This is a genomic window from Paenibacillus sp. FSL H3-0333, from assembly GCF_038002805.1.
Classification (GTDB): domain Bacteria; phylum Bacillota; class Bacilli; order Paenibacillales; family Paenibacillaceae; genus Paenibacillus_AQ; species Paenibacillus_AQ silagei.
Map to the genome: position 1 here is coordinate 1272552 of NZ_JBBODG010000001.1, position 22188 is coordinate 1294739.

Genomic DNA, 22188 nt, shown 5'->3' on the forward strand with positions numbered 1-22188 from the left:
GGGAATCGTGAGATCTTTTTCGTATTTATTCTTTTCTATTCATATTTTACGCTGGTTCTTCTTCATTTGTCTATTAAAGCAGGAGCTCCTGGCCTATTTTAAGATAGATCCCTATGGAAAGCAAAATCCAAGTGTTTCTATTTTACTGGCAGACAGCTGTGATATTTGATACAATTAACAAGTTAAAAAGCTGTAAATGACCCGCCGAACAGGCGGTTTGGGAGGATATAAATGAAAGAGCAAGGAATACGCAGAGAAGACGTAGAGCTGCTGGCTCCGGCGGGAGATTGGGACTGCATGCGTGCAGCGGTGGCGAACGGGGCGGATGCTGTCTTTTTTGGCGTAGAGAAATTTAATGCACGGGCCAGAGCGAACAACTTCCGGATGGACGAGCTGCCGGAGATTATGGCGTTTCTGCACAGCTATGGCGTGAAGGGGTTCCTGACCTTTAATATACTGGTGTTCGAGAATGAGCTGCCGGATGCCAAGGGACTGATTGATGCCTGTGTGGACGCTGGTGTAGATGCTGTAATCGTGCAAGACTTGGGGCTGGTGAAGATGATCCGTGAGATCTCTCCGGACTTCCCGATTCACGGTTCTACACAGATGACGATTACCTCGCCGGAAGCGGTGGAATTCACGAAGCCGTGGGGGCTGGAACGCGTCGTACTCGGCCGTGAGAATAATTTAAAGCAGATTCGCACGATTGGCGAGCAAGCCCGCCTGCCTATGGAAGTGTTCGTGCATGGTGCGCTATGCGTATCCTATTCGGGCCAGTGTCTGACTTCCGAAATGTGGGGCGGACGTTCAGCGAACCGTGGGGAATGCGCCCAGGCCTGCCGTCTGCCGTATGATCTGATGATTGACGGGGAAGTGAAGCCAATGGGAGATGTGACTTACCTTCTGTCCCCTAAGGATCTTGCCGCCATTGACCTGATGCCAGAACTGATTGAAGCAGGCGTAACCTCGTTCAAAATCGAAGGCCGGCTCAAAACCCCGGAGTATGTCGCTAATGTGGTCAGTAAGTACCGTAAGGCGATTGATAAGTATTTTGAAGGTAACTGGACGCCTACCTCGAAGGAGGATATGCGTGAGCTGCAGCAGAGCTTCTCACGTGGGTTCACGAACGGTTTCCTTGAAGGCACCAATAATAAGAAATTAGTCGATGGCACCTTCCCGAAAAGCCGCGGGGTCTACCTGGGCACCGTGGAGCAGATCCTGCGCGATGGCGTGGTCTGCCGCATTCATGCTCCGCTTAAACGCGGGGACGGCATTGTGTTTGACGCCGGAGATCCGACTAAGAAGGAAGAAGGTGGCCGCGTCTACGATCTGCGCCGCAAGGGCGTCAAGCTGGAAGGCGAAGCCGGTGAGGGCTGGATCATTGATATCGTTCCCGGCCGCAGTGACGTAGACCTGCGCCGTCTGCATGTGGGGGATCGCATCTGGAAGACGAACGACCCGGCGCTCGATAAGGCACTGCGCCAGTCCTACGAGACCGAGAAGCCGTACCGGGTATTTCCGGTTCATGTGCGGGTGCAGGGCTGTGTAGGCGAGAAGCTGACGACCTGGTGGACAGATGTTCAGAAGAACGTCACCGTCCGTGTGGATTCGGAGCTCGCGCTGGAGACGGCGCAGAAGCGTCCGATGGATACCGCGCTGCTGGAAGAACAATTCGGCCGCCTGGGCGGGACCCTGTTCCAGCTTGAAGCGCTGGAGTCGCATCTGCAAGGCGACGTGATCGTGCCCATGCGCGAGCTGAACAGCATCCGCCGCCAGGCGGTGGAGCTGCTTGCGGGCGAGCGCCCGAAGCCTCCCGTGTATGTGAAACGGGAGGTTGAGGTCTACGGCGGCGCCTCCCGCAGGGGCGCCGCAGCGGGCACCATCGCCGCAGGAGATGGTGCGGGGGCGGGCAGCGGTGAAGCGGAGCTCACCGCGCTGTGCCGCAGCCTGCCGCAGGTGCAGGCTGCGCTCGAAGCCGGCGTAACGAATATATACGCCGATTTCGAGTTCATCAAGCAGTTCCCGGCGGCAGTAGACGCTGTGCGGGCTGCAGGGGCCAGCATCGCGCTGGCGACACCGCGCATCCATATGCCGAACGAGAACGGCTACCATGCTAACATCCTGCGGTTGCAGCCGGATGCTGTGCTGGTACGCAACACCGGTGCGCTGTATTATTACCTGCGCCACCGGCTGGAGCACCCGGAGGTTGCGCATCCCCGGCTGATTGGCGATTTCTCGTTGAATATCGCCAATCACCGGGCTGTGGATCTGTTCCTTGACGCCGGTTGTGACATGGTGACACCGTCATATGACCTGAACATTCAGCAGATGGTCGACCTGCTGGGGCACAGCGACACCTCCCGCATGGAGGTTGTTATCCACCAGCATCTGCCGATGTTCCATACAGAACACTGCGTCTATTGTACCTTCATGAGTGAAGGCACGGACTACACCAACTGTGGCCGTCCTTGTGAGGAGCAGCGTGCGTCCTTACAGGACCGCATCGGCATGTCCCATCCCGTCCGTGTGGATGAAGGCTGCCGCAACACCGTCTATAACGCCGTCGAGCAGTCGGGCGCTGAATACCTCAACCACTTCCGTGAGCTCGGCGTAGCTTCTTTCCGTGTTGAATTCCTGGAGGAGACACCAGAGCAGGTCGCGGAGGTCATCAGCCTCTACAGTCGCGCACTGCGTGGTGAAATCTCCGGTACGCAGGTTTGGAAGAGCCTGAAGGCCACAAACCAGCTTGGGGTTACACGCGGACAACTGGTGAATGCGAAGTAAGTGAATTAGTCCCATTCTCTCAAGGATTGACCTATTTTCGCGCGTTTTACGCACTTAATCAGCTAAGGCCATAATAACAGGCCCGGCAGTTACCGGGGCCATCCAACCAGATGGCTCCCGATATTCTTCCGGGCCTGTTTTTGTATCCTCCACACTATCCAGCCAACCAAACCTTTTACCCATCCGCTCTTTCTTACAACGGCAACAGCTCAGGCCAGATGTCCAGTGCTTCACCACAGGCCGGGCAGTTCACCTTTCCGGTGAGATAAGGCAATTGCTCCATCAGCTGACCGTTCTTGATGGCATGAGCTGCTTGCCATAGGCGTGCTAACGGGCTGTCTTCCGAACTGACGCTGCCAAGCGCGGAAGGCGTAACGGCTTGACCATTGTCCTTGCCGTTGAATACCGGGTCGTCAGAATAGGCGGTCATCCCTAGGCTGTTCTCATTCGGCCAAATATACATTTCCTCATAACAGCTCGGGCATCCGACCATATACTCATCGCCTTCCGAATAGGTCAACAATATACCCGCTACTGCCCGATCTCCTCGGTAAGCAGCATCCGCAGCGAGGATGTATCGCTTCTCCTGGTCATCCTTTTGCGCCGATTCCGCATAGCGGAAGATCTCTTCCGACAGGTTGCCCAGGTATTCAATAGCAGTGAGGTAGACCGTATAAATCTCTTGGACAAGCTCCTCAGCAAGCGGCGGGTTCTGGTGAGCAAACTCAGAAGGAAGATTTTCTCTGTTCACTGTCAGCTGATTCGTCAGGAAGATCCCGCAGTTCACGTAAATATCCAGTTTTACTTCGGGGTCATCCGACTGCCTGGCAAGCTGCGACAAATAAGGCACTGCGGCAAAAGTGCAGCTGTAGATCGTGTCCTGATGGAACAGGTGCTCCCAGTACAGCTCATCTTTAACCTCGGTGCTATACTCCTTCCGCAACTGCTGCAGTAACCCGGGGACCGCTTCAGCAGGGCCGAAAGGGCCGTGAAGCTGTTGCCATACCGGACTGGATAAGTCTAACATGAATACCCTCCTCTTCGAATGGAAGTGCTGTATAGTGCTGTTATATCAACATCTATTGGGAACGTCAACGCTGGGCGTTCACCCAGAGATCTTCGTCCCTGTTTGTCCCTGCCTCAGTATACTGCCCAAAATCAGCAGGAACTGTTATAATTGAGATTATGAGTATATCTGTTAAAGGAGCTATGAGATGAAGATCCGTAAAGCGATTATTCCCGCTGCCGGTCTGGGAACCCGCTTCCTGCCTGCGACCAAAGCGATGCCCAAAGAAATGCTGCCCATCGTAGACAAACCCACGATTCAATATATTGTTGAGGAGGCGGTTGCTTCCGGGATTGAAGATATTATTATTGTGACGGGGAAAGGCAAGCGTGCAATCGAAGACCATTTCGATAATTCATTCGAACTGGAATTCAATCTGGCAGAGAAGCAGAAGTGGGAGCTGCTGGAATCGGTGCGCAAATCCTCCGAGATGGCCGACATCCACTACATCCGCCAAAAAGAACCCCGTGGTCTCGGACACGCAATCTGGTGTGCACGGAAGTTCATCGGTAACGAGCCCTTCGCAGTGCTGTTGGGGGATGACATCGTGGAGTCGAACAAGCCTTGTCTCAAGCAGATGATTGAAGTGTACGATCAATATAGATCCTCCATTGTGGGTGTACAGCCTGTACCATGGGAAGAGGTGTCCCGTTACGGGGTAGTGGACAGTTCTGAAATAGCAGAACGTGTCTACAGAGCCAACCGGCTTGTAGAAAAGCCTAAGCGTGAGGATGCTCCATCCAACCTGGCGATTCTGGGACGGTATATCCTGACTCCGCGCATCTTCGATATGCTGGGTGAGCAGCAGGTTGGTGTAGGCGGTGAGATTCAGCTTACGGATGCGATCTCCCGTTTAAGTGAAGTGGAGCGGATTATCGCTTATGACTTCGAAGGCAGACGGCATGATGTCGGGGAGAAGATGGGGTTTATCCAGACAAGCATCCACTACGCGCTTCAGCATGAGGAGCTTAAGGAAGGGCTCTTGGAGTATTTGAAGCAGGTTATCGAGAACGAAGAGAGACTGTTTAGCAGATAAGGATACTATCGCTTATCTTTATACGTATTCTTATTCAATCTCACTTAAATCATAATAAAAGGCGGCTCACTGTACTCAGACAGTAAGCCGCTTTTTTCTATATCTGTTCTGTTATGCGATCAGTACTGCGTAGTCACAACAGCCTCAATGGCTGCAGCCTCAGCCGGATCAGCGGCAACCAGCTTGTCATAGATTGGCTGATCTACTACTGCTCCTGCTTTTTTTAGTGCTGCTAAGTACCAGCGGGCTACCTCGCGGTTAGTGGTATCACTGTAATCTTCAGTCAATCCAAGTTTCAAAGTAGCAGCAGCTACATCATTTTGTCCTGAGATAACCTGTAGCTTACCCACATTTAGTGCAATGGCAGGAGTAACAGAGAAAGGACGGCCTTGCATTTGTTCTGGTGGTAAAGTTTTCAGATGCTCCACACCATCCTCAACATGCTTATATGCATCCAGTCCGGCGGTGAGGTATTCTTGTTTCTTGGCCTCATCCTTCTGCTCAGCTGCCGCCGCAGCAAGCGTCTGAGCACGGTTAATCAATGACTCATACCAGGTGATATCCCAGTTGAACTTGTAAGCATTGTCACTGTATACTGCCAACGCCATATCAGGTTGACCCTTCAGATCGTAATAGCTGGCCAATTGAGCCAATAGATTTTTATTGTAAGGCTCATCTTTCAAAGCACTTGTCAACACATTGGACGCTTCAGCCAGATACTGCTCATCTTGAGTTTGCTTGAATACCTGCATGTCAAGAGTGGACAAGTATAATGCTGCTTCGGGATGGTACGGACGGGCATCTAATGCTTTGACTAACGGAGTTTTGATCTCCTCATAGGAAGTACTCACGGAAACTAAGTTTTTGCCTTTGAGCGCAGCGTTACTGGACCCGATGTAGCTGATCGACAGGAACAGCAGGAATATCGTCCCGATGCTCAGGACAGCCATGTACCCCATGCGAATCCCGGCTTTATTCCAGCTCTGGCGGAGCGGTTTGTTCTCCATCACAGCACCCATACCAGCCAAGCCGATGAAGACCAGAATCCCCATGAACGCGTAACTCATGTTAAAGTCCAGCAGACTGTGAACAAGAATGGATAGAGCAATGATGTAGAAAAAGAATCCATTATTGAACTCGTCCTTGTCCCGCTTCAGATATGCCCGGATGTATTTGTAGAAAATATATCCGATAAAGCCCATAAACACAATGAATCCGACAATCCCGACTTCGATCAAATACTGCAGGAAGAAGTTATGAACCTGACGGCTTATATAAGGGTTGTTCTGGTACTCTTCATATAACGCAGACCAGCCGCCCCCGCCCGATCCGAGAACCGGATAATCCTTCACTACCTTCATGGCATCCTTGTAGAAAGTAAATCGTTCTAATACACTATGCTGCTTGAAGTTAATGTTCTCCAGCCGCGTCTCGATATTATCCGGTAAAATACTTTTCAAGCCTGTCCCGATCAGCAGGAATGCAACGATAGCTACAGCCACGACTGAGCCGAGTGGAATCCATAGTCCTGTGAATCTGCGGGTTTCCGAGCCTCCCAGCTTTCCATGCAGCCATGGTGCAACATAACGTTGAATCACCCATCCCAGGGCGGCCACTACTGCCGAGGCCCCAATCAGATAGGCCCAGGCCTTAAGTGCTGATGATGAGGTATAAGTCGTATTTAACTCTGTTCCAAGAGTAGTCAGCGGGTTAGTAACCAGCAGAGCCGCCAGGCCAGACAACGCAAGATGAATAATCCAGAGAATCTGCTGTGCAGGCTTCAGGAACAGCAGGAGCAGGATAAACACTACAGGCAGCATGACAAGTCCCCCACGGGACAAGGTCAGTAGCAGAGATACAATAATCGGCACCAGCATGAAGCTGTGCGTCAGCGTACCATACCACTTTTTGGAGCGTACCAGGGCATACACTGCCACGAACAGGAAGGCCATGAGGAAGGCTGCATAAGTATTGGCATACTGGAAAATGGAGGTCAGACGCAGCCCGTTAGAGTCCGTCATGACTGCATCTAAATATTTACCATCGTGAATAGTGTTGGAGAACCAACCCACCAGTCCCCCGGCGAATTTCCAGCTGCCAAGCCAGTTCAGCAGACCGAAACCGACGATGAAATAAGCGATCGCCAGAATGGAATTTTGAATGACAACATTTAGTTGCTTTTGCTGGAGCAAATATAACGCTATAATGAATATTGCGACATACATGCTCTGAACAAACAGCAGGTTCATCGCCATATAATGCGAAGCAGCGCCAATAAGCGACAACGCGTAGGTTGCAGGCAACAGCAGCGAGGTCACAGCCAGCGCATCACGCTGTCCCTCCAGTCTGAACTTAGTGAAGTATAGACCTACCCACACTAGCAGCAGTAGGCTGCTTAGGAGTGAAGACAGATAGATCGGCTTCTCAAAGTCAATCTGCTGCCCATTAAATAATCCCACTTGAAACGGGGTCCAGACCAAAAAAACAATGAACCCAATCGCTAACGCCCATATGTAACTGGATATCTTTTCAACATTTCTCGACTGAACCGCATTTTTACCGTATACTGGTTTCGACACGTTTATAATCTCCTTTATCTGTAGGTACGAGGATATTTTAGCATAAGCGGATAGAATCTTAAAGGAACATCAATTTTCAACTAATAAGGAGATAAGGAAATTGCTGAATTTACATTTGTCACAAGAAACGAGTGCCAGAAACAAACTAATATATAGTCTGGCAAAAAATGATTTTAAAAAGAAGTTTAAAGGATCATATTTTGGAATTTTTTGGGCTTTCGCAAATCCTCTCATCACAATTTTACTATACTGGTTTGTTTTTCAGGTAGGGTTCCGTTCAGGAATTACAACCAGTGGTGCACCATTTGTGGTTTGGTTAATTTGTGGAATGATACCTTGGTTTTATTTTGCTGAAGCTTTCGCGAATGCAACTTTAAGTTTTACTGAGTATAGTTTCTTAGTTAAGAAGGTTGTTTTTAAAATTAGTATTCTTCCTATCGTTAAAATAGTGTCTTCATTCTTTATTCACTTATTCTTTCTTTTATTTTTATTTTTAATATTAATATTTTATGGGATATATCCTGATATTTATTGGATTCAAGTTATCTATTACATAGCAGGAATGATAATCCTGCTTGTTGGTGTGAGCTTTATTACTTCATCCATTGTTCCTTTCTTTAGAGATATGAATCAAATTGTATCCATAATTGTCCAAATTGGATTTTGGCTAACTCCCATTGTATGGTCTTTAGATATTACACCTCCCAAATATCAATTTTTATTTAAATTGAATCCTTTTTATTATATTGCAGAAGGCTATCGAGATTGTTTCCTGAACAAGATGTGGTTTTGGGAGAAACCGTTTGAAACGTTGTATTTTTGGATTGTTGCTTTCAGTTTGTTATTAGTTGGTGGTTTACTCTATAAAAAATTAAAACCTCACTTTGCAGATGTGCTTTAGAATTAAGGAGTGTAAAAATGGAGAATGTAATTGAAATAAATGAGCTTACAAAGATATACAAATTATATAGAAACCCTGTAGATAGATTGAAAGAATCTTTAAGTTTATTTGGTAAAAATTATCACAAGGATTTTTTTGCTCTGAATAGTATGACGTTAAATGTTCAAAAAGGAGAATCATTGGGTATTATTGGGAAGAACGGTTCTGGTAAATCTACGCTTCTAAAGATAATGACAGGAGTATTGTCACCAACTTCTGGTAAGTTATCTGTCAAAGGCAGAATATCTGCGCTATTAGAACTAGGGGCAGGATTTAATCCTGACTTCTCTGGTTTGGAAAATGTTTATCTAAATGGCACGATGATGGGGATGAGCAAAGAAGATGTTGATAAGAAGATTGACGATATTACTGCCTTTGCGGATATTGGTGACTTTATTCATCAACCGGTAAAAACATATTCAAGTGGTATGTTTGTTAGATTAGCCTTTGCTGTAGCGATTAATGTTGAACCTGAGATACTGATTGTTGATGAAGCCTTATCTGTAGGTGATATATTCTTCCAAGCAAAGTGTTTTAAAAAATTCAGTGAATTTAAGGATCAAGGTAAGACGATAATATTTGTTACTCATGACATGAGCAGCGTAATGAAATATTGTGACAGGGTCATTGTTATGAATGAGGGCGTCATCATTGATGAAGGGGCGCCTGGTCCTATGATTGACATTTATAAAAAAATATTGGTTAATCAATATTCTAAAGTGGAAAGCGTGGATGTTAAAAACGGATTTGTTGAAAATCAGTGGAAAAAAGGGATTAATATTAATCCTTCCTTTAGTGATTATGGAAATAATAAAGCGCAAATTATTGACTTTGGAGTATTCGATCATTTAGGGGATTTGACGAATGTTATTATGAAGGGAAAAGAGTTTAAACTGAAAATCAAAGTGCGTTTCAATGAGGATATAGTAGATCCCATTTTTGCTTTTAGTATCAAGGATATTCGTGGTACCGAAATAACTGGAACGAATACGATGCTTGAATCAATTAATACCGGATTAATCAAGAAAGATGATATATACATGATTGAATTTTCTCAGAACATTGCTTTGCAGGGTGGGGATTATCTTATATCTTTTGGTTGCACGGGATATGAGGGTAATGAGTTTGTTGTATATAATCGGCTATACGATATTTTTAACATTCATGTAATTGCAAATAAGAACAGCGTTGGTTTTTTTGATATGGACTCGAATATAAAAGTTTTGAAAAGCGAAGGGACTGTACTAAATGGATAATTCTGAAGATGGACGACTTAATTATTCGTTTTATAGTGGAGAGGATTTATACTCCGATGGAGAAATTGAAGATGTAATGCTTGATTTGGTTAAAAGTAATGTTGATTTAGAAACAGTTATTGCAACTGATAATCGATGGCCTATACTGTATCACTTTTCTAACAAGAGACAAAACCTACTAGAGTGGTATCCATTTAAAGAAGGAGCCGAGGTTCTAGAAATTGGAGCTGGGTGTGGTGCAATTACAGGAATACTTTGCGATAAATGCAAACATGTTACTTCAGTCGAACTTTCAAAAAAGAGATCATTAATAAATTTTTACCGTAATAGTGATAAACCCAATTTGGAAATCATTGTAGGGAATTTAAACGATATTAAATTCGACAAGAAATTTGATTATATTACTCTCATTGGTGTCCTGGAATATGCGGCACTATATACTGCCTCAGATTCGCCCTATATTGATTTTTTGATAAATATTAAAAAAAATCTTAAACCAAATGGAACCTTGATTATTGCAATTGAAAATAAGTTTGGATTGAAATACTGGGCGGGTGCTAAAGAAGATCATACAGGAGTAATATTTGATGGTTTAGAGGGTTACCCTTCAAAGCGGAAGGTATATACATTTTCAAAGCCAGAGCTAATTACAACGCTAAACGATGCTGGTTTTTTAGAGAATACATTTTATTATCCGTATCCTGATTATAAATTACCTAATTCAATTTATTCAGATAGAAGATTGCCGAAAATTGGAGAACTACAGAATGATATTGTCAATTATGACCAATCTAGAATGCTCTTTTTTAGCGAACAAGCTGTTTACGATAGTATTCTACATAGTGAAGGGGAGTACGCTTTTTTCTCTAATTCATTTTTAGTTTTTTCAAAATCTTAAGTTAGAGTCTATCGTTTTGAGGAGTGGGATGTACATGCATATACTATATACGCGATATAGTAAAGACCGTAATCCTCACTTTCAAATGAAAACCGTTATTTATGAACAAGACGGTGTTAAGAAAGTGAAAAAGGAAGCAATTAATTTAAGTGGTTCTAATCATATTAAGAATATTTTGGATAACTATAAAAAGTTAAGTGCTCATTATACGATGAATGTACTGCTGGAGCCTAAGGTGGATGAAGAATTTTCTTTAATATTTGATTATATTTCAGGTCGTAGCTTAGATGAATTGATTTTAGAGGCAGTACTTAATAAAAATGAAAAAGATTTTTTTTGCCTACTAACTCTATATAAGCAATTGATTAATAATGTTGCAGCTGAAAACTATACTCCATTTAGTAATACGGAGGAATTTGTTCATTTTTTTAAAAAAAAATATCCTCTTGATGGTTTGAATTCCTTTACAATTTCTAATGTAGATTTGAATTTGGATAACATATTTATTCTTGAAAACCAACAACTCAAAATATTAGATTATGAGTGGGTGCTCGATTTTCCAATACCGGTTGGATTTGTGGCATTTAGGGCGATTAATACTTTCTATTATGCCCACTACAAAAGCATGATTAATTTTGTGGATATTGGCACAATATTCAATTTTTTTCAAATTTCTAGTGAAATAGTAGAATGTTATATTGATATGTCGATTGTCTTTGCTGACTATGTAGGAACTAATCAGGCCACAACCATGCACAAAGGTTACTTGAAAAGTAGCATACCTTTTGAGTTTAAGGAACCTGAAGTATATTATAGTCAATTATTTTATAAAAATACCGAAGAAGATTTGTATTCTGAGCAACTTAGTGTAAAAATTGGTATTGATAGCCATACTAGAGTTCTTAATTTTTTTGTTGCATCGAATATGAATTTCTTTCGGTTTGATCCTGCGGATAAAAAAAGTATAATTCGGATTGAAAAGGTTATTGCATTCGATTCTAAAAACAATACTCTGGAATTAAATTATATTTATACAAATGCAAGTTTCACTTGGGATTCAACTTTCTTTTTTGCAACAGATGACCCCCAAGTCTACTATTTTGTAGAATCTGATTTTGAAGTGTCCAGAATTGAAGTCTCTTTGAAGTACATTAAGTTTATAGATGATGATTTACTTCTTGAATTTGGTGAAAAGTACGAGGGATTGTTGGGCTTTAACAGCACACTTGAAGCTGTACTTGAGAAAGAGAGGGCAGATTTTAATAATGAGAAAGAGCGTTTTGTTCATGAAAGCGAAACCTTAAATGATAGAATAATTAATTATCAATTGAGGATAGATGAGCAGCAAAACTCGCTTCGTACTGCTCAAGATATTTCCTGTGAAATTATGGCCAAGTTGAGTAATACGGAAGCGGAATTACTTGATCAAAAAAATCTCAATAATGTTCTAAGTGGTGAGAACTCTCAAATTATTAACGAGAATGTTATCTTGCAGAATGATTTGAAATTAAGTAAAGAATATATAAAACAGATAGAAAGTACAATTTGGTGGCGTGTATCTCGTAAAATAATTAGTTTAGGTAGGAAAATTAGTGGTGAAACGAAAGGAAAGAAAAAATGAAAAAAGTATTGAAAACTTCCTCACTATTTGGTTTGGAGATAAAAGATAAAAATGAACTTTCGAATGAATGGATCAGTTTAAATAATGATCCTCAAATGTATTTTAATGAGGCATATGTTAAGGGTTTTTACAAATTTACGTGGCGTGGAATATCACTAGATACAAGATATCTACGTCTCTATATAAATTATGGAGAAGGATTTAGCCAAGAGCAGTCCCTACTACTAGGTGTTTTAAATGAAAAGGATAATACTCATTTTAAAATTGTGAAGTTTGATCAAGAAGTGAAAGATTTAAGGTTAGACCCTGGGGACATGCCAGGTTCTTTTAAACTTGAGGATCTGAGCATTGAAAAGATATCGTCTATAGGATATTTTAAAGTCGCTTTTGAAAAGTATGCTAGCTTATATGGTAATGAGGGAATTATTAAATTAATAAAAAAGGGTTATCGAAAATGGAGAGAGCACGGATTTAAGTGGATCATCCAAAGGTCTGAAACGTTACTTCTTAACCACTCTTCAGACTCAGGGGGGCAGTATGCTTATGAAGCGTATAAGTATAATGAAGAAGAGCCGATCAGTTATCACGAATTAACATCTGACCCTTTATTGTCGATTATTATTCCATTCCATAGCGGAGACGTTGAGATTTTGAGTACCTGTGTCAATTCTTTGGTGAAACAGTCTTATAAAAAAATTGAGATTATTTTAGTTGGGAAAAACGTTTCGGGGATCAATAAGCGTTTTGACAATGTCCAGATAAATATGCTTGAAGTTAACAGTGAAGACTTTATGGATCATATTAACATTGCAATTCCTTATATTTCAGGGGACTTTACATTTATTCTTGAAGAAGAAGACTTCTTATCTGTGAATGCACTATATTATGCTGCACAAGCTATCAAAGAAACAAAAAGCGAACTGATATATATGGATGAAGATCGATTTATAGGAACAGAACACTTTGCACCTTTTTTAAAAGAAGAATTCATTCTTGCTGATATAAAAAATAAAAGTGCATTTTTGGGTCCTTTATTTATAAAGTCCGATAACTTAAAGAGAAATTTAGGAGAGCCTCATTATATTGCTTTGAAGGATAAACTTATTCATGAAAGTAAGGTAGTTCAACACATTCCAAAGGTCTTGTACCACAAACGTGCTACTGAGACCCAATGGAAAGAAGTTGAAAATGAGAAGGTTAAAATCATACCATTTTATCTTCCCCAATACCATGCGATTCCAGAGAATGATGAGTGGTGGGGGGAAGGATTCACTGAGTGGACAAACGTTACAAAAGCTCTCCCCTTATACGATGGACATTATCAACCGCATGTACCAACTGACTTGGGCTACTATAACTTGGTAAAAGATAAGGATATAAAAGAACGACAAGTTGAATTAGCTAATAGATATAGTATTTTCGGATTCTGCTACTATTACTATTGGTTCAATGGTAAAAGACTTCTTGAGAAGCCATTAAACGATGTGCTAGAAAATAAGGATTTAGACTTCCCTTTTTGCATTTGTTGGGCTAATGAAAGTTGGTCAAGACGTTGGGATGGGCAGGAAAAAGAACTATTGATGCAACAGATTCATGATGAAGACTCGGATAAAAGGTTCATTGAAGAGGTTATACCTATGTTAAAGGATAGCAGATATATTTGCATAGAGGACGGGGTCCCTATTATCTTAATATATCGGGCAGAACTTTTCCCTGATCTGAAAAATACGGTTAAATTCTGGAAAGATAAATGTCGAGCGAATGGATTAAAAGACTTGCATGTGTGTATGGTTCAATCTTTTGGACAACAAGATCCAGAAATTCATGGATGTGATTCTGCTGTAGAATTCCCACCGCATGGTGTTTATGCAGCGGAAATTTCAGATCAAATCAAAGGGCTTGATCCTGATTTTGACGGAAATATTTATAATTATAAAGAGGTTGTGGAGCGGAATTTGCGGAAAAAAAATGCGAGTGATTATATCTGGTTCCGAGGGGCTATGCTGAGTTGGGATAATACTGCTAGAAGGAAAAAATCGTCGAATATGTTTTTTGATGCTTCTCCTAGTGAATATGAAAAGTGGATGATCGGTTTGATAGACTACACAAAGAGATTTAATGAAAAAGATAATCAAATTGTTTTTGTTAACGCATGGAATGAATGGGCTGAAGGTACACATTTGGAACCGGATACCAAGTATGGGCATGGATATCTGGAAGCCACATTAAGAGCATTAAATGTGCGCTAATAAAACAAGGAGTTAATTCTAATGACTAATATGCCTTTGATTAGTGTGATTGTTCCATCGTATAATTATGAAAAATTTATTGTTCAATCTCTTGAATCAGTAATCTCACAGACTTATGAGAATTTGGAGTTAGTAATTATTGACGATTTTTCAAAGGATAATAGCGTGGCTTTAATTAGTAAATTAATATCACAAGAAAGAGTGAAAAAACGATTTAATGGGAATATACGGTTCATTATACATAAAGTGAATCGTGGAGCTCACTACTCTATAAATGAGGGGATCAATGCTTCCGCTGGTGAGTATATTTCAATTCTAAATGCAGATGATTTATATAAAGAAGATCGCTTTAAAATAATGATTTCTGCAATGCTTGCTCAGAATGCAGAATTTTCATTTTCGAAGATAAATGTAATCGATGGAGAAGGTGTTTTAGCAGACACTGCAGAAGGTGAGGCTGCCAAATTTGTAACGGTTCAAAACTCAATAAACACCTTCCCAACAGTCGGATGGTCTCTTGTTCCACATAACTCTGCCATATCCACCGGGAATATGTTGTTTACTCGAGATATCTATATTAAAGTGGGTGGATTTAGAAATTTGAAGTATTGTCATGATTGGGACTTTATTTTAAAGAGTCTATTGATTACAGAACCACTCTATATTCCAGATACAATCTATTACTACAGATTGCACGGAAATAACTCATATTTACAGTTAGATAACGTCGTGGATAGAGAAGTCAAAACTGTGTTGGGAAGTTTCTTTTATAGTTGTAGAAAGAAGCAACTTCTCAACAACCTTTGTCCTAGTCCAAACATTTGGGATAATGAGTTCATGACCCAGATTAAAAATATGTCACTTGATCATTTCTGGCTGTTTTCTAAGACGCCATTAAATTATGTATATCAGTTAAGGCAATCTTTCATTGATCGAAGGTGATCTTAATATATTAATTATAATTTCAACTATTAGCTAATAAGAAGAATGAACTTGATAATAGATGTTTTACAGCAGATTAAACTGGATTTTCTTTGTAGTTAGAAAAATAGTGTTTAGTCTGGAAAATTAAAAACTGAATAGGATGTTATAAATGAAAATTGAAATTAGTGTTGATGATAAAGTGGTTAATATTCCAAGAATATTAATATTATTCTTATCTGCCATTATCTTCGGATACTATCTTAAGCTTAATAGTGTTACCCCTTATTGGAATGATGAGTTTTATTATAGCTTTGTTAGTGGCGGCGATACTAGGATTCAAAATCTATATGATATTATACGCTCGCAACATTATCTGTATTTTAATTGGACAGGTAGAATAGTCATTCATGGTTTGGTTCAGTTGTTTTTGTTGTTAGGTAAAGGGTATTTTAATATCTTCAACTCGCTTTTTCTTGTATCTCTAATATATTTAATTTGTTCTTTTATTAAGATACGGAAATTTAATAATAAAGAGGATTTACGGGACTTTGTTATAGTAACCCTACTACTATGGTTTTTTATGCCTGTGATGGGGCAAACAGCGTTTTGGTTAGCTGGGTCCATTAATTACTTGTGGTCCACTGTATTTGTTATGCTATTTCTCTTGCCGTATAGATATTTGCTAGAGGGAAGTCATATAATTGGAAATAGAATAGCTAGCATAGTATTAATGTTTTTTTTAGGTTTACTAGCTGGCTGGTCTCAAGAAAATGCTGCTGTTACTGCAGTTGTATTTGTAGGTATTACCTTTCTATTTATGATGTATAAACACAAAAAAATCCCTTATTGGTTTACAAGTGGAAGTATAGGTCTTATCATAGGAGCTCTATTTCTTCTTCTTGCACCTGGTAATGGAGTTCGGAAAGAAAAAATGTACTTTGATTTAAGCTTAAAGGATCAAATTTTTGGTTTTATTCAATCAATTAAGAATATAGTATTACATGAACAGTTGGCTCTATTTGTTTTATTTTTTGTAATGTTTATATGTATGTTTTTTGTGAATTCCGAATCAAAGGTTAAAAATATCGGGTTATCCCTAATGTTATTTATAACAGGATTCATCTCGTATTTAGCAATGATTGCTTCTCCTGAATTTCCTACAAGAGCTACATTTGTTGGTGCAATATTTATTATCATTGCAATAACGATTTTGTCTAAATTTCTAAATCGAAAGCTTCGATTGACTATCGTTATAATCTCTCTGATTCCATTTCTTCTTTCAGTTAACAGTCTATTTAAAGATTTGCAGATAGTTGGACGTGAAAATGTAATAAGAGAAAAAATAATCAAAGAAAGTTTAGAAAGTGGGAAATACGATGTTCGTTTACCAACGTTTTCTGTAAAGGGTAGTGACAGAGTATTTATCTTTGATATTACTATGAATCCTGAATATACTTCTAACGTGCATTTTGCAAAATATTATGGTTTAAATTCAGTGGTTATTGATACCCCTGTACTCGTTGTGGAATTGAAAGATCCTGTTATTAATCAGTACCAATTATATTATGATACTGGTAACGGATTTAACGAGACAGAATCATCGCTCTCCGGAATTTATAACCAAACTGATGGAAAAAAACTTTATTTTAAACTTCCTAATAAGCCGATTTATAATTTTAGATTTGATCCTGGAATTCATGCAAATGAAAAGATTGTAATTTCAAAAATTACTATTCAAAATAAAAATATACTAAAGAAGTATGAAAGTACTGATCTACTAGAGATGCTAGTGCCAAAGCATGATATTTATTCGGTAATTAATAAAGATGGATATCTGGAGGTGGTTACCAGTGGTAATGATCCTCAATTTGAATTTGTTAACGATTATACGGATAAAGGCATAGGTATTACTATAGATTTTGCTAGCAAACTTTCAGAACAAATTCAAATATTTTATGATTCTGGAAAAGGTTTTATTGAAAAGAATTCTGTTAAGGTTAATATGAATGATGATGATAAACTAATTGTTCGCCTACCATCCGCATATATAAATAACCTTAGGATAGATTTAGGAAACAAAAAGGATTTGTTTATTGGAATAAAATCAATCAGCATAGAAGGTGCCAAAACTATTAAAATTAACGATTTGTTTAAGGAAACATCATCCTTGAATCAATTGGAAAAGTCAGGACTTAGAGATGGTGCTCAATATTTTTTAACAAAAGGGAATGATCCATCTTTCCAAATTAATAATTTGGAAATAATGTCAGCGGGTGAATGATGAGAACATTTCTGATTTATTATAAATTTAAAAGGATGAAATGAGCATGGAGTTTAAGTTGTCACTTATAGTTCCTATGTATAACGAACAAGATAATATTGAAACATTTTTCAAAAGTATTAAAAGCACAATGTTAGAGCATTCCTACAATTATGAAATCCTATGTATAAATGATGGCAGTAAGGACAATACATTGCCGTTACTTAGAGATTTAGCACAAATTGATAACCATATTAAAGTAATAGATCTTTCAAGAAACTTCGGCAAGGAGATTGCAATGTCAGCAGGTTTTAAATATGCCTCTGGTGATGCAATCATTCCAATTGATGCAGACTTGCAAGATCCCCCGAGTATAATCCCTTTACTAGTGAATAAATGGATTGAAGGATATGATGTTGTTTATGCTACACGTAGTAAGCGTGAGGGAGAAACAGTTTTTAAAAAGATGACTGCACATATGTTTTATAGAGTAATCACAAAGTTAACAAGAATTAACATTCCAGAAGATACAGGTGACTTCCGGCTCATGTCTAGGCAAGTTGTAGATGCATTAAATCAACTGCCTGAACATCATAGATTTATGAAAGGATTATTTAGTTGGGTCGGTTTTAAACAAACAAGCGTTACCTACCAGCGAGAGGCACGCTTTGCAGGGAAAACAAGTTTTAATTACTGGAAGTTATGGAATTTCGCATTGGAGGGTATAACCTCATTTAGCTTTGCTCCCTTACAATTTGCATCTTACTTGGGCTTTTTTGTGTCTATTACATCGTTTGTATATATGCTTTATCTTATTTTTAATACTATCTTCTATGGTAACCCAGTTGCAGGCTATCCATCATTGATGGTTGCTATCTTATTCTTTGGAGGGATACAGCTAATTACACTAGGGATTATAGGGGAATATATCGGGAGGATTTATAATGAAACTAAAAGAAGGCCGCTTTTTCTTGTTAGAGAAGAAATAAACATTTCTTCCTCATTAACTGAAAAAGAAAATTCATTATAAATGATGGTGAGTATGAATTGGTTTAAACAAAGAATTCTTGATAATTCTACTTTATTAAAATTTTTATTAGTCGGAGTCCTAAATACGATGGTCGGGTTAGGATCAATTTTTATTTTGTATAATACTCTACATTTTAATTATTGGATATCAACTAGCCTAGGGAATATTTTAGGGATTATTTGCAGCTATATATTAAATAAAAGCTTTACCTTTCAATCAAAAAAAAGTGCAAACAAAACTATTTGGAAGTTTATTTTAGTTTCTATTGTTTGTTATTTGTTTTCCTATTATCTAGGACATTTATTTAATATTTTTATGCATACTAATGATTTAGGAAGTAAGAACAAGTTGATCGAAAATACTTCTATTTTTGTGGCTTCAGTGCTATATACTCTCTGTAATTACATTGGGCATAAGTATTTTACATTTAAAAAGGATTAAACTGATCATAAAGAAAGATCACTTCTGTTAATGTATCGAATAGTATACGATTATAGAAATAATACTTGGAGGTTAAGTTAATGAAACTTCTCATTACTGGCGGAGCGGGCTTCATCGGTAGCAATTTCGTAATATATATGTTGCAGCAACACCCAGATTACCACATCGTCAATGTGGATGCGTTGACGTATGCAGGTAATCTGGAGAATCTGAAACCTGTTGAGAATCATCCGAACTATACGTTTGTGAAGGCGAATATTACTGATGTTGCGGCGATGGATAAGCTGATCGGTGACGGTGTAGATGTAGTGGTTAACTTTGCGGCGGAGTCGCATGTGGATCGGAGTATTTTGGAGCCGGAAGTGTTTGTGAAGACGAATGTGCTGGGTACTCAAGTGCTACTGGATGCGGCTAAGAAATATAGTGTGACTAAGTTCGTTCAAGTGTCCACGGATGAGGTCTATGGATCGCTTGGCGCTACAGGTCTGTTCACGGAAGAAACACCGCTGACGCCTAACAGCCCGTATTCTGCAAGTAAAGCAGGCGGAGATTTACTGGTGCGTGCTTACCACGAAACCTTCGGTTTGCCTGTTAACATCACCCGCTGCTCTAATAACTACGGTCCTTATCAGTTCCCGGAGAAACTGATTCCGCTGATGATCTCGCGTGCGTTGGCAGATCAGGCTTTGCCTGTGTATGGAGACGGAATGAATATCCGTGACTGGCTGTATGTTGAAGATCACTGCAGCGCAATTGATCTGGTTATTCATGAAGGCGTGAATGGCGAGGTGTACAACATCGGCGGCAACAATGAGCGGACGAATGTGCATATTGTGAATACTGTGCTTCAAGAGCTCGGCAAGCCAGACTCGCTGATTACGTATGTTCAGGACCGCCTCGGACATGACCGCCGTTATGGCATTGATCCAACGAAGATTACGAATGAGCTGGGCTGGAAGCCTAAGCACACTTTTGAAACCGGCATTAAGGAAACTATTCAGTGGTATCTGAATAACAAGGAATGGTGGACCCGTATTCAGTCTGGTGAATACAAGAAGTATGCTGCACTTCAGTACGGCAGCCGTCTGGGAGATTCCCTGTAATGGCGAAGATGAAGGTACTGGTTACAGGGGCAGCCGGACAATTAGGCCAGGATCTTATGCTGTTGCTTCAAGGTGAGGATTATAAGGTGCTGGGCTGTGACCGACAGGAGATGGATATTACCGATCTGGACCAGTGTCAGGAGATCATCGGCGCTTTTGCGCCTGATGCGGTCGTCCATTGCGCGGCTCATACAGCGGTTGATGCGGCGGAGACAGATATTGATGCAGCGTACCTCATTAATGCTACAGGAAGCCGGAATGTGGCGCTCGCTGCTGAGAAGGCAGGGGCTAAGCTGGTCTATATCAGTACGGACTATGTCTTCGATGGCATGGGGGAACAGCCTTACCATGAATATGATAACACTGATCCTAAGAGTATCTATGGTAAGTCCAAACGGGCAGGAGAAATTCTGGTCCAGTCCTTATCTTCTAAATTTTTTATCGTACGTACCTCTTGGGTCTATGGCAAATACGGCAATAACTTTGTCAAAACCATGCTGAAGCTGGGGCAGGAAAAGCCGTTGCTGCAGGTTGTCGATGACCAGAAAGGCTCGCCTACCTATACTGTAGACTTGGCACGATTCTTGCTTGAGCTTATCCAGACTGAAAAGTATGGAGTATACCATGCCTCGAACACAGATTCTTGTACCTGGTACGAGTTCACACAGGCGATCTTTGCTGAGGCCGAGGAACTTCTGGGGCTGAAGTTTACAGCGAAGCTTGAACCTTGTGCGACGGAGCAATTTCCCCGTCCGGCGCCTCGTCCACGCAACTCTGTGATGGAGCATCTGGCGATCCGTACCAACGGGTTCCAGGATATCCGTCCATGGCGTGAAGGGCTTAGATACTTTTTACTGGAGCTTAAATAGCTGCAGGACTGGGAGACTCTGCAAGTGACGAGATAACAATTAGACACCTAAGAAGTAACTGAACTGAGTAATATGATCACATCCCCTATTCCGGCAAACGGCAAGGGGTGTTGTGCTGTTTTTTGGTAGGGGTTTTTTAGGTTAGGAATTGTGTAACTTGTACTCTATACGAAAGTCTATGATGCCCATTAAACCTATATTTAACTCGACATCAAATTATTGTAAAACCCATGGATTGGGAGTGTTAAATATGAAAAAAGCATTTGTTATTATAATTGTTTTGACATCTTTATTTTCTTTTTCAACAATTGGAAGTGGCGATGGCCTCATTACAAAATCTATTCAAATGAAAAACTTTTTTAGAGCATGGCAGGGAGTGGGGGCTGACCAGGAAAGAATCTATGTGACATCTGATAGGGATTCAAATTTCACTCTGTCAAACACAATTTCTGTATATGATGTTTCGGGGAAATATATAACAGAAAAAAAGAATGCCTATGCAGGTAGAGATGTAAAAGGGCGCTTCATGTCCTTTGGAGATTGTTTTGTATCCGGTACTTATTTGTATGCCACAGTGTATAATTTCAACTCGTCTCCACCGGAAGAAGAGCGTGTTAGCCGGATTGTTAAATATAGGTTACCTGATTTAAAGTTGGTAAAGGAGTATGATATCGGACAGGGCACTGCAGAATCGCTAGCAACATATAAAGGATCCTTCTGGGTAGTTTATCATGATAGAAATGAAATTAAACGATACAATAGTAACTTTGAATATCAAGCAAGTTATGCATTGTCTGAACAATTTGGGGGTGAGGGTGGATATCAAGGTATCTTTTTTAAAGATAATGAACTTTATGGTAATCTCCATGGTTCTAATAAATACGGTGAGAAATATACGCAAGGATTGGACCACTATCAATTCGACGGAACTTCTTTTAATTTTATTGAAAGGCTTAAAGCGCCTACATATGGGGCAGGTCAAGGGGTCGAACTAATAGGGGATAAATTATATTGGGTAGACCGACCAGGAAATAGAATCATTGTTACTAATGATTTTTTTTAATTAATCTTGGATAACACTGACTCGAGGTGGAACTTAACCAAATAAACAATGGAATATTCTCATTTGGAA

Annotated in this window: 16 protein-coding genes; 14 read left to right on the forward strand and 2 right to left on the reverse strand. The window is 40.5% G+C overall.

Annotation, left to right across the window (positions count from 1 at the left end):
• The first annotated feature begins 231 nt into the window (after positions 1–231).
• Positions 232–2784 (forward strand): DUF3656 domain-containing U32 family peptidase, encoded by a 2553-nt coding sequence (locus tag MHH78_RS05635; RefSeq protein ID WP_341166861.1) that lies wholly within the window; start codon positions 232–234, stop codon positions 2782–2784.
• 193 nt (positions 2785–2977) lie between these two features.
• Here MHH78_RS05635 and MHH78_RS05640 read toward each other — a convergent pair whose 3' ends face one another.
• Positions 2978–3811, reverse strand: a complete 834-nt coding sequence (locus MHH78_RS05640; protein ID WP_341166862.1) for a hypothetical protein — start codon at positions 3809–3811, stop codon at positions 2978–2980.
• Positions 3812–3998: 187 nt separating this feature from the next.
• On the opposite strand from MHH78_RS05640, the gene galU reads away from it, so the two are divergent.
• The gene (gene galU, locus MHH78_RS05645) at positions 3999–4886 is read left to right on the forward strand and encodes a UTP--glucose-1-phosphate uridylyltransferase GalU (protein ID WP_341166863.1); all 888 of its coding nucleotides are present in this window, start codon (positions 3999–4001) and stop codon (positions 4884–4886) included.
• 119 nt (positions 4887–5005) lie between these two features.
• On the opposite strand, the gene MHH78_RS05650 is transcribed toward galU, so the two are convergent.
• Entirely contained in the window at positions 5006–7465 is a 2460-nt protein-coding gene (locus tag MHH78_RS05650; RefSeq protein ID WP_341166864.1) for an O-antigen ligase family protein, read from the reverse strand.
• 100 nt (positions 7466–7565) lie between these two features.
• Between MHH78_RS05650 and MHH78_RS05655 the strand changes: the two genes are divergently transcribed.
• The 12 genes from MHH78_RS05655 to MHH78_RS05705 all read left to right on the forward strand — a co-directional run bounded on the left by MHH78_RS05655 (position 7566) and on the right by MHH78_RS05705 (position 22119).
• The gene (locus MHH78_RS05655) at positions 7566–8366 is read left to right on the forward strand and encodes an ABC transporter permease (protein ID WP_341166865.1); all 801 of its coding nucleotides are present in this window, start codon (positions 7566–7568) and stop codon (positions 8364–8366) included.
• A 17-nt stretch (positions 8367–8383) separates the two neighbouring features.
• Positions 8384–9661, forward strand: coding sequence for an ABC transporter ATP-binding protein (locus MHH78_RS05660; protein WP_341166866.1), 1278 nt, complete (start codon positions 8384–8386; stop codon positions 9659–9661).
• Positions 9654–10559: a class I SAM-dependent methyltransferase gene (locus tag MHH78_RS05665; protein ID WP_341166867.1), complete on the forward strand. Its 906-nt coding sequence runs from the start codon at positions 9654–9656 to the stop codon at positions 10557–10559. The genes MHH78_RS05660 and MHH78_RS05665 overlap by 8 nt, the downstream gene beginning before the upstream one ends.
• 34 nt (positions 10560–10593) lie before the next feature.
• Positions 10594–12180, forward strand: coding sequence for a hypothetical protein (locus tag MHH78_RS05670; RefSeq protein ID WP_341166868.1), 1587 nt, complete (start codon positions 10594–10596; stop codon positions 12178–12180).
• Positions 12177–14429, forward strand: a complete 2253-nt coding sequence (locus MHH78_RS05675; RefSeq protein ID WP_341166869.1) for a glycoside hydrolase family 99-like domain-containing protein — start codon at positions 12177–12179, stop codon at positions 14427–14429. Before MHH78_RS05670 ends, MHH78_RS05675 begins: the two co-directional genes overlap by 4 nt.
• Before the next feature lie 21 nt (positions 14430–14450).
• Positions 14451–15371 (forward strand): glycosyltransferase, encoded by a 921-nt coding sequence (locus MHH78_RS05680; RefSeq protein WP_341166870.1) that lies wholly within the window; start codon positions 14451–14453, stop codon positions 15369–15371.
• Between the two features lie 151 nt (positions 15372–15522).
• Entirely contained in the window at positions 15523–17634 is a 2112-nt protein-coding gene (locus MHH78_RS05685; RefSeq protein WP_341166871.1) for a DUF3329 domain-containing protein, read from the forward strand.
• A 46-nt stretch (positions 17635–17680) separates the two neighbouring features.
• On the forward strand, positions 17681–18643 hold the full coding sequence (locus tag MHH78_RS05690) for a glycosyltransferase family 2 protein (protein ID WP_341166872.1): 963 nt from the start codon (positions 17681–17683) through the stop codon (positions 18641–18643).
• Positions 18644–18655: 12 nt separating this feature from the next.
• A complete protein-coding gene (locus MHH78_RS33915; RefSeq protein WP_445668033.1) occupies positions 18656–19084 on the forward strand; it encodes a GtrA family protein in 429 nt (142 codons plus the stop codon).
• Positions 19085–19164: 80 nt separating this feature from the next.
• Entirely contained in the window at positions 19165–20187 is a 1023-nt protein-coding gene (rfbB, locus tag MHH78_RS05695) for a dTDP-glucose 4,6-dehydratase (protein WP_341166873.1), read from the forward strand.
• Positions 20188–20195: 8 nt separating this feature from the next.
• A complete protein-coding gene (gene rfbD / locus MHH78_RS05700; RefSeq protein WP_341170286.1) occupies positions 20196–21056 on the forward strand; it encodes a dTDP-4-dehydrorhamnose reductase in 861 nt (286 codons plus the stop codon).
• A gap of 250 nt (positions 21057–21306) precedes the next feature.
• The gene (locus MHH78_RS05705) at positions 21307–22119 is read left to right on the forward strand and encodes a hypothetical protein (RefSeq protein WP_341166874.1); all 813 of its coding nucleotides are present in this window, start codon (positions 21307–21309) and stop codon (positions 22117–22119) included.
• The last annotated feature ends 69 nt before the right edge of the window (positions 22120–22188 follow it).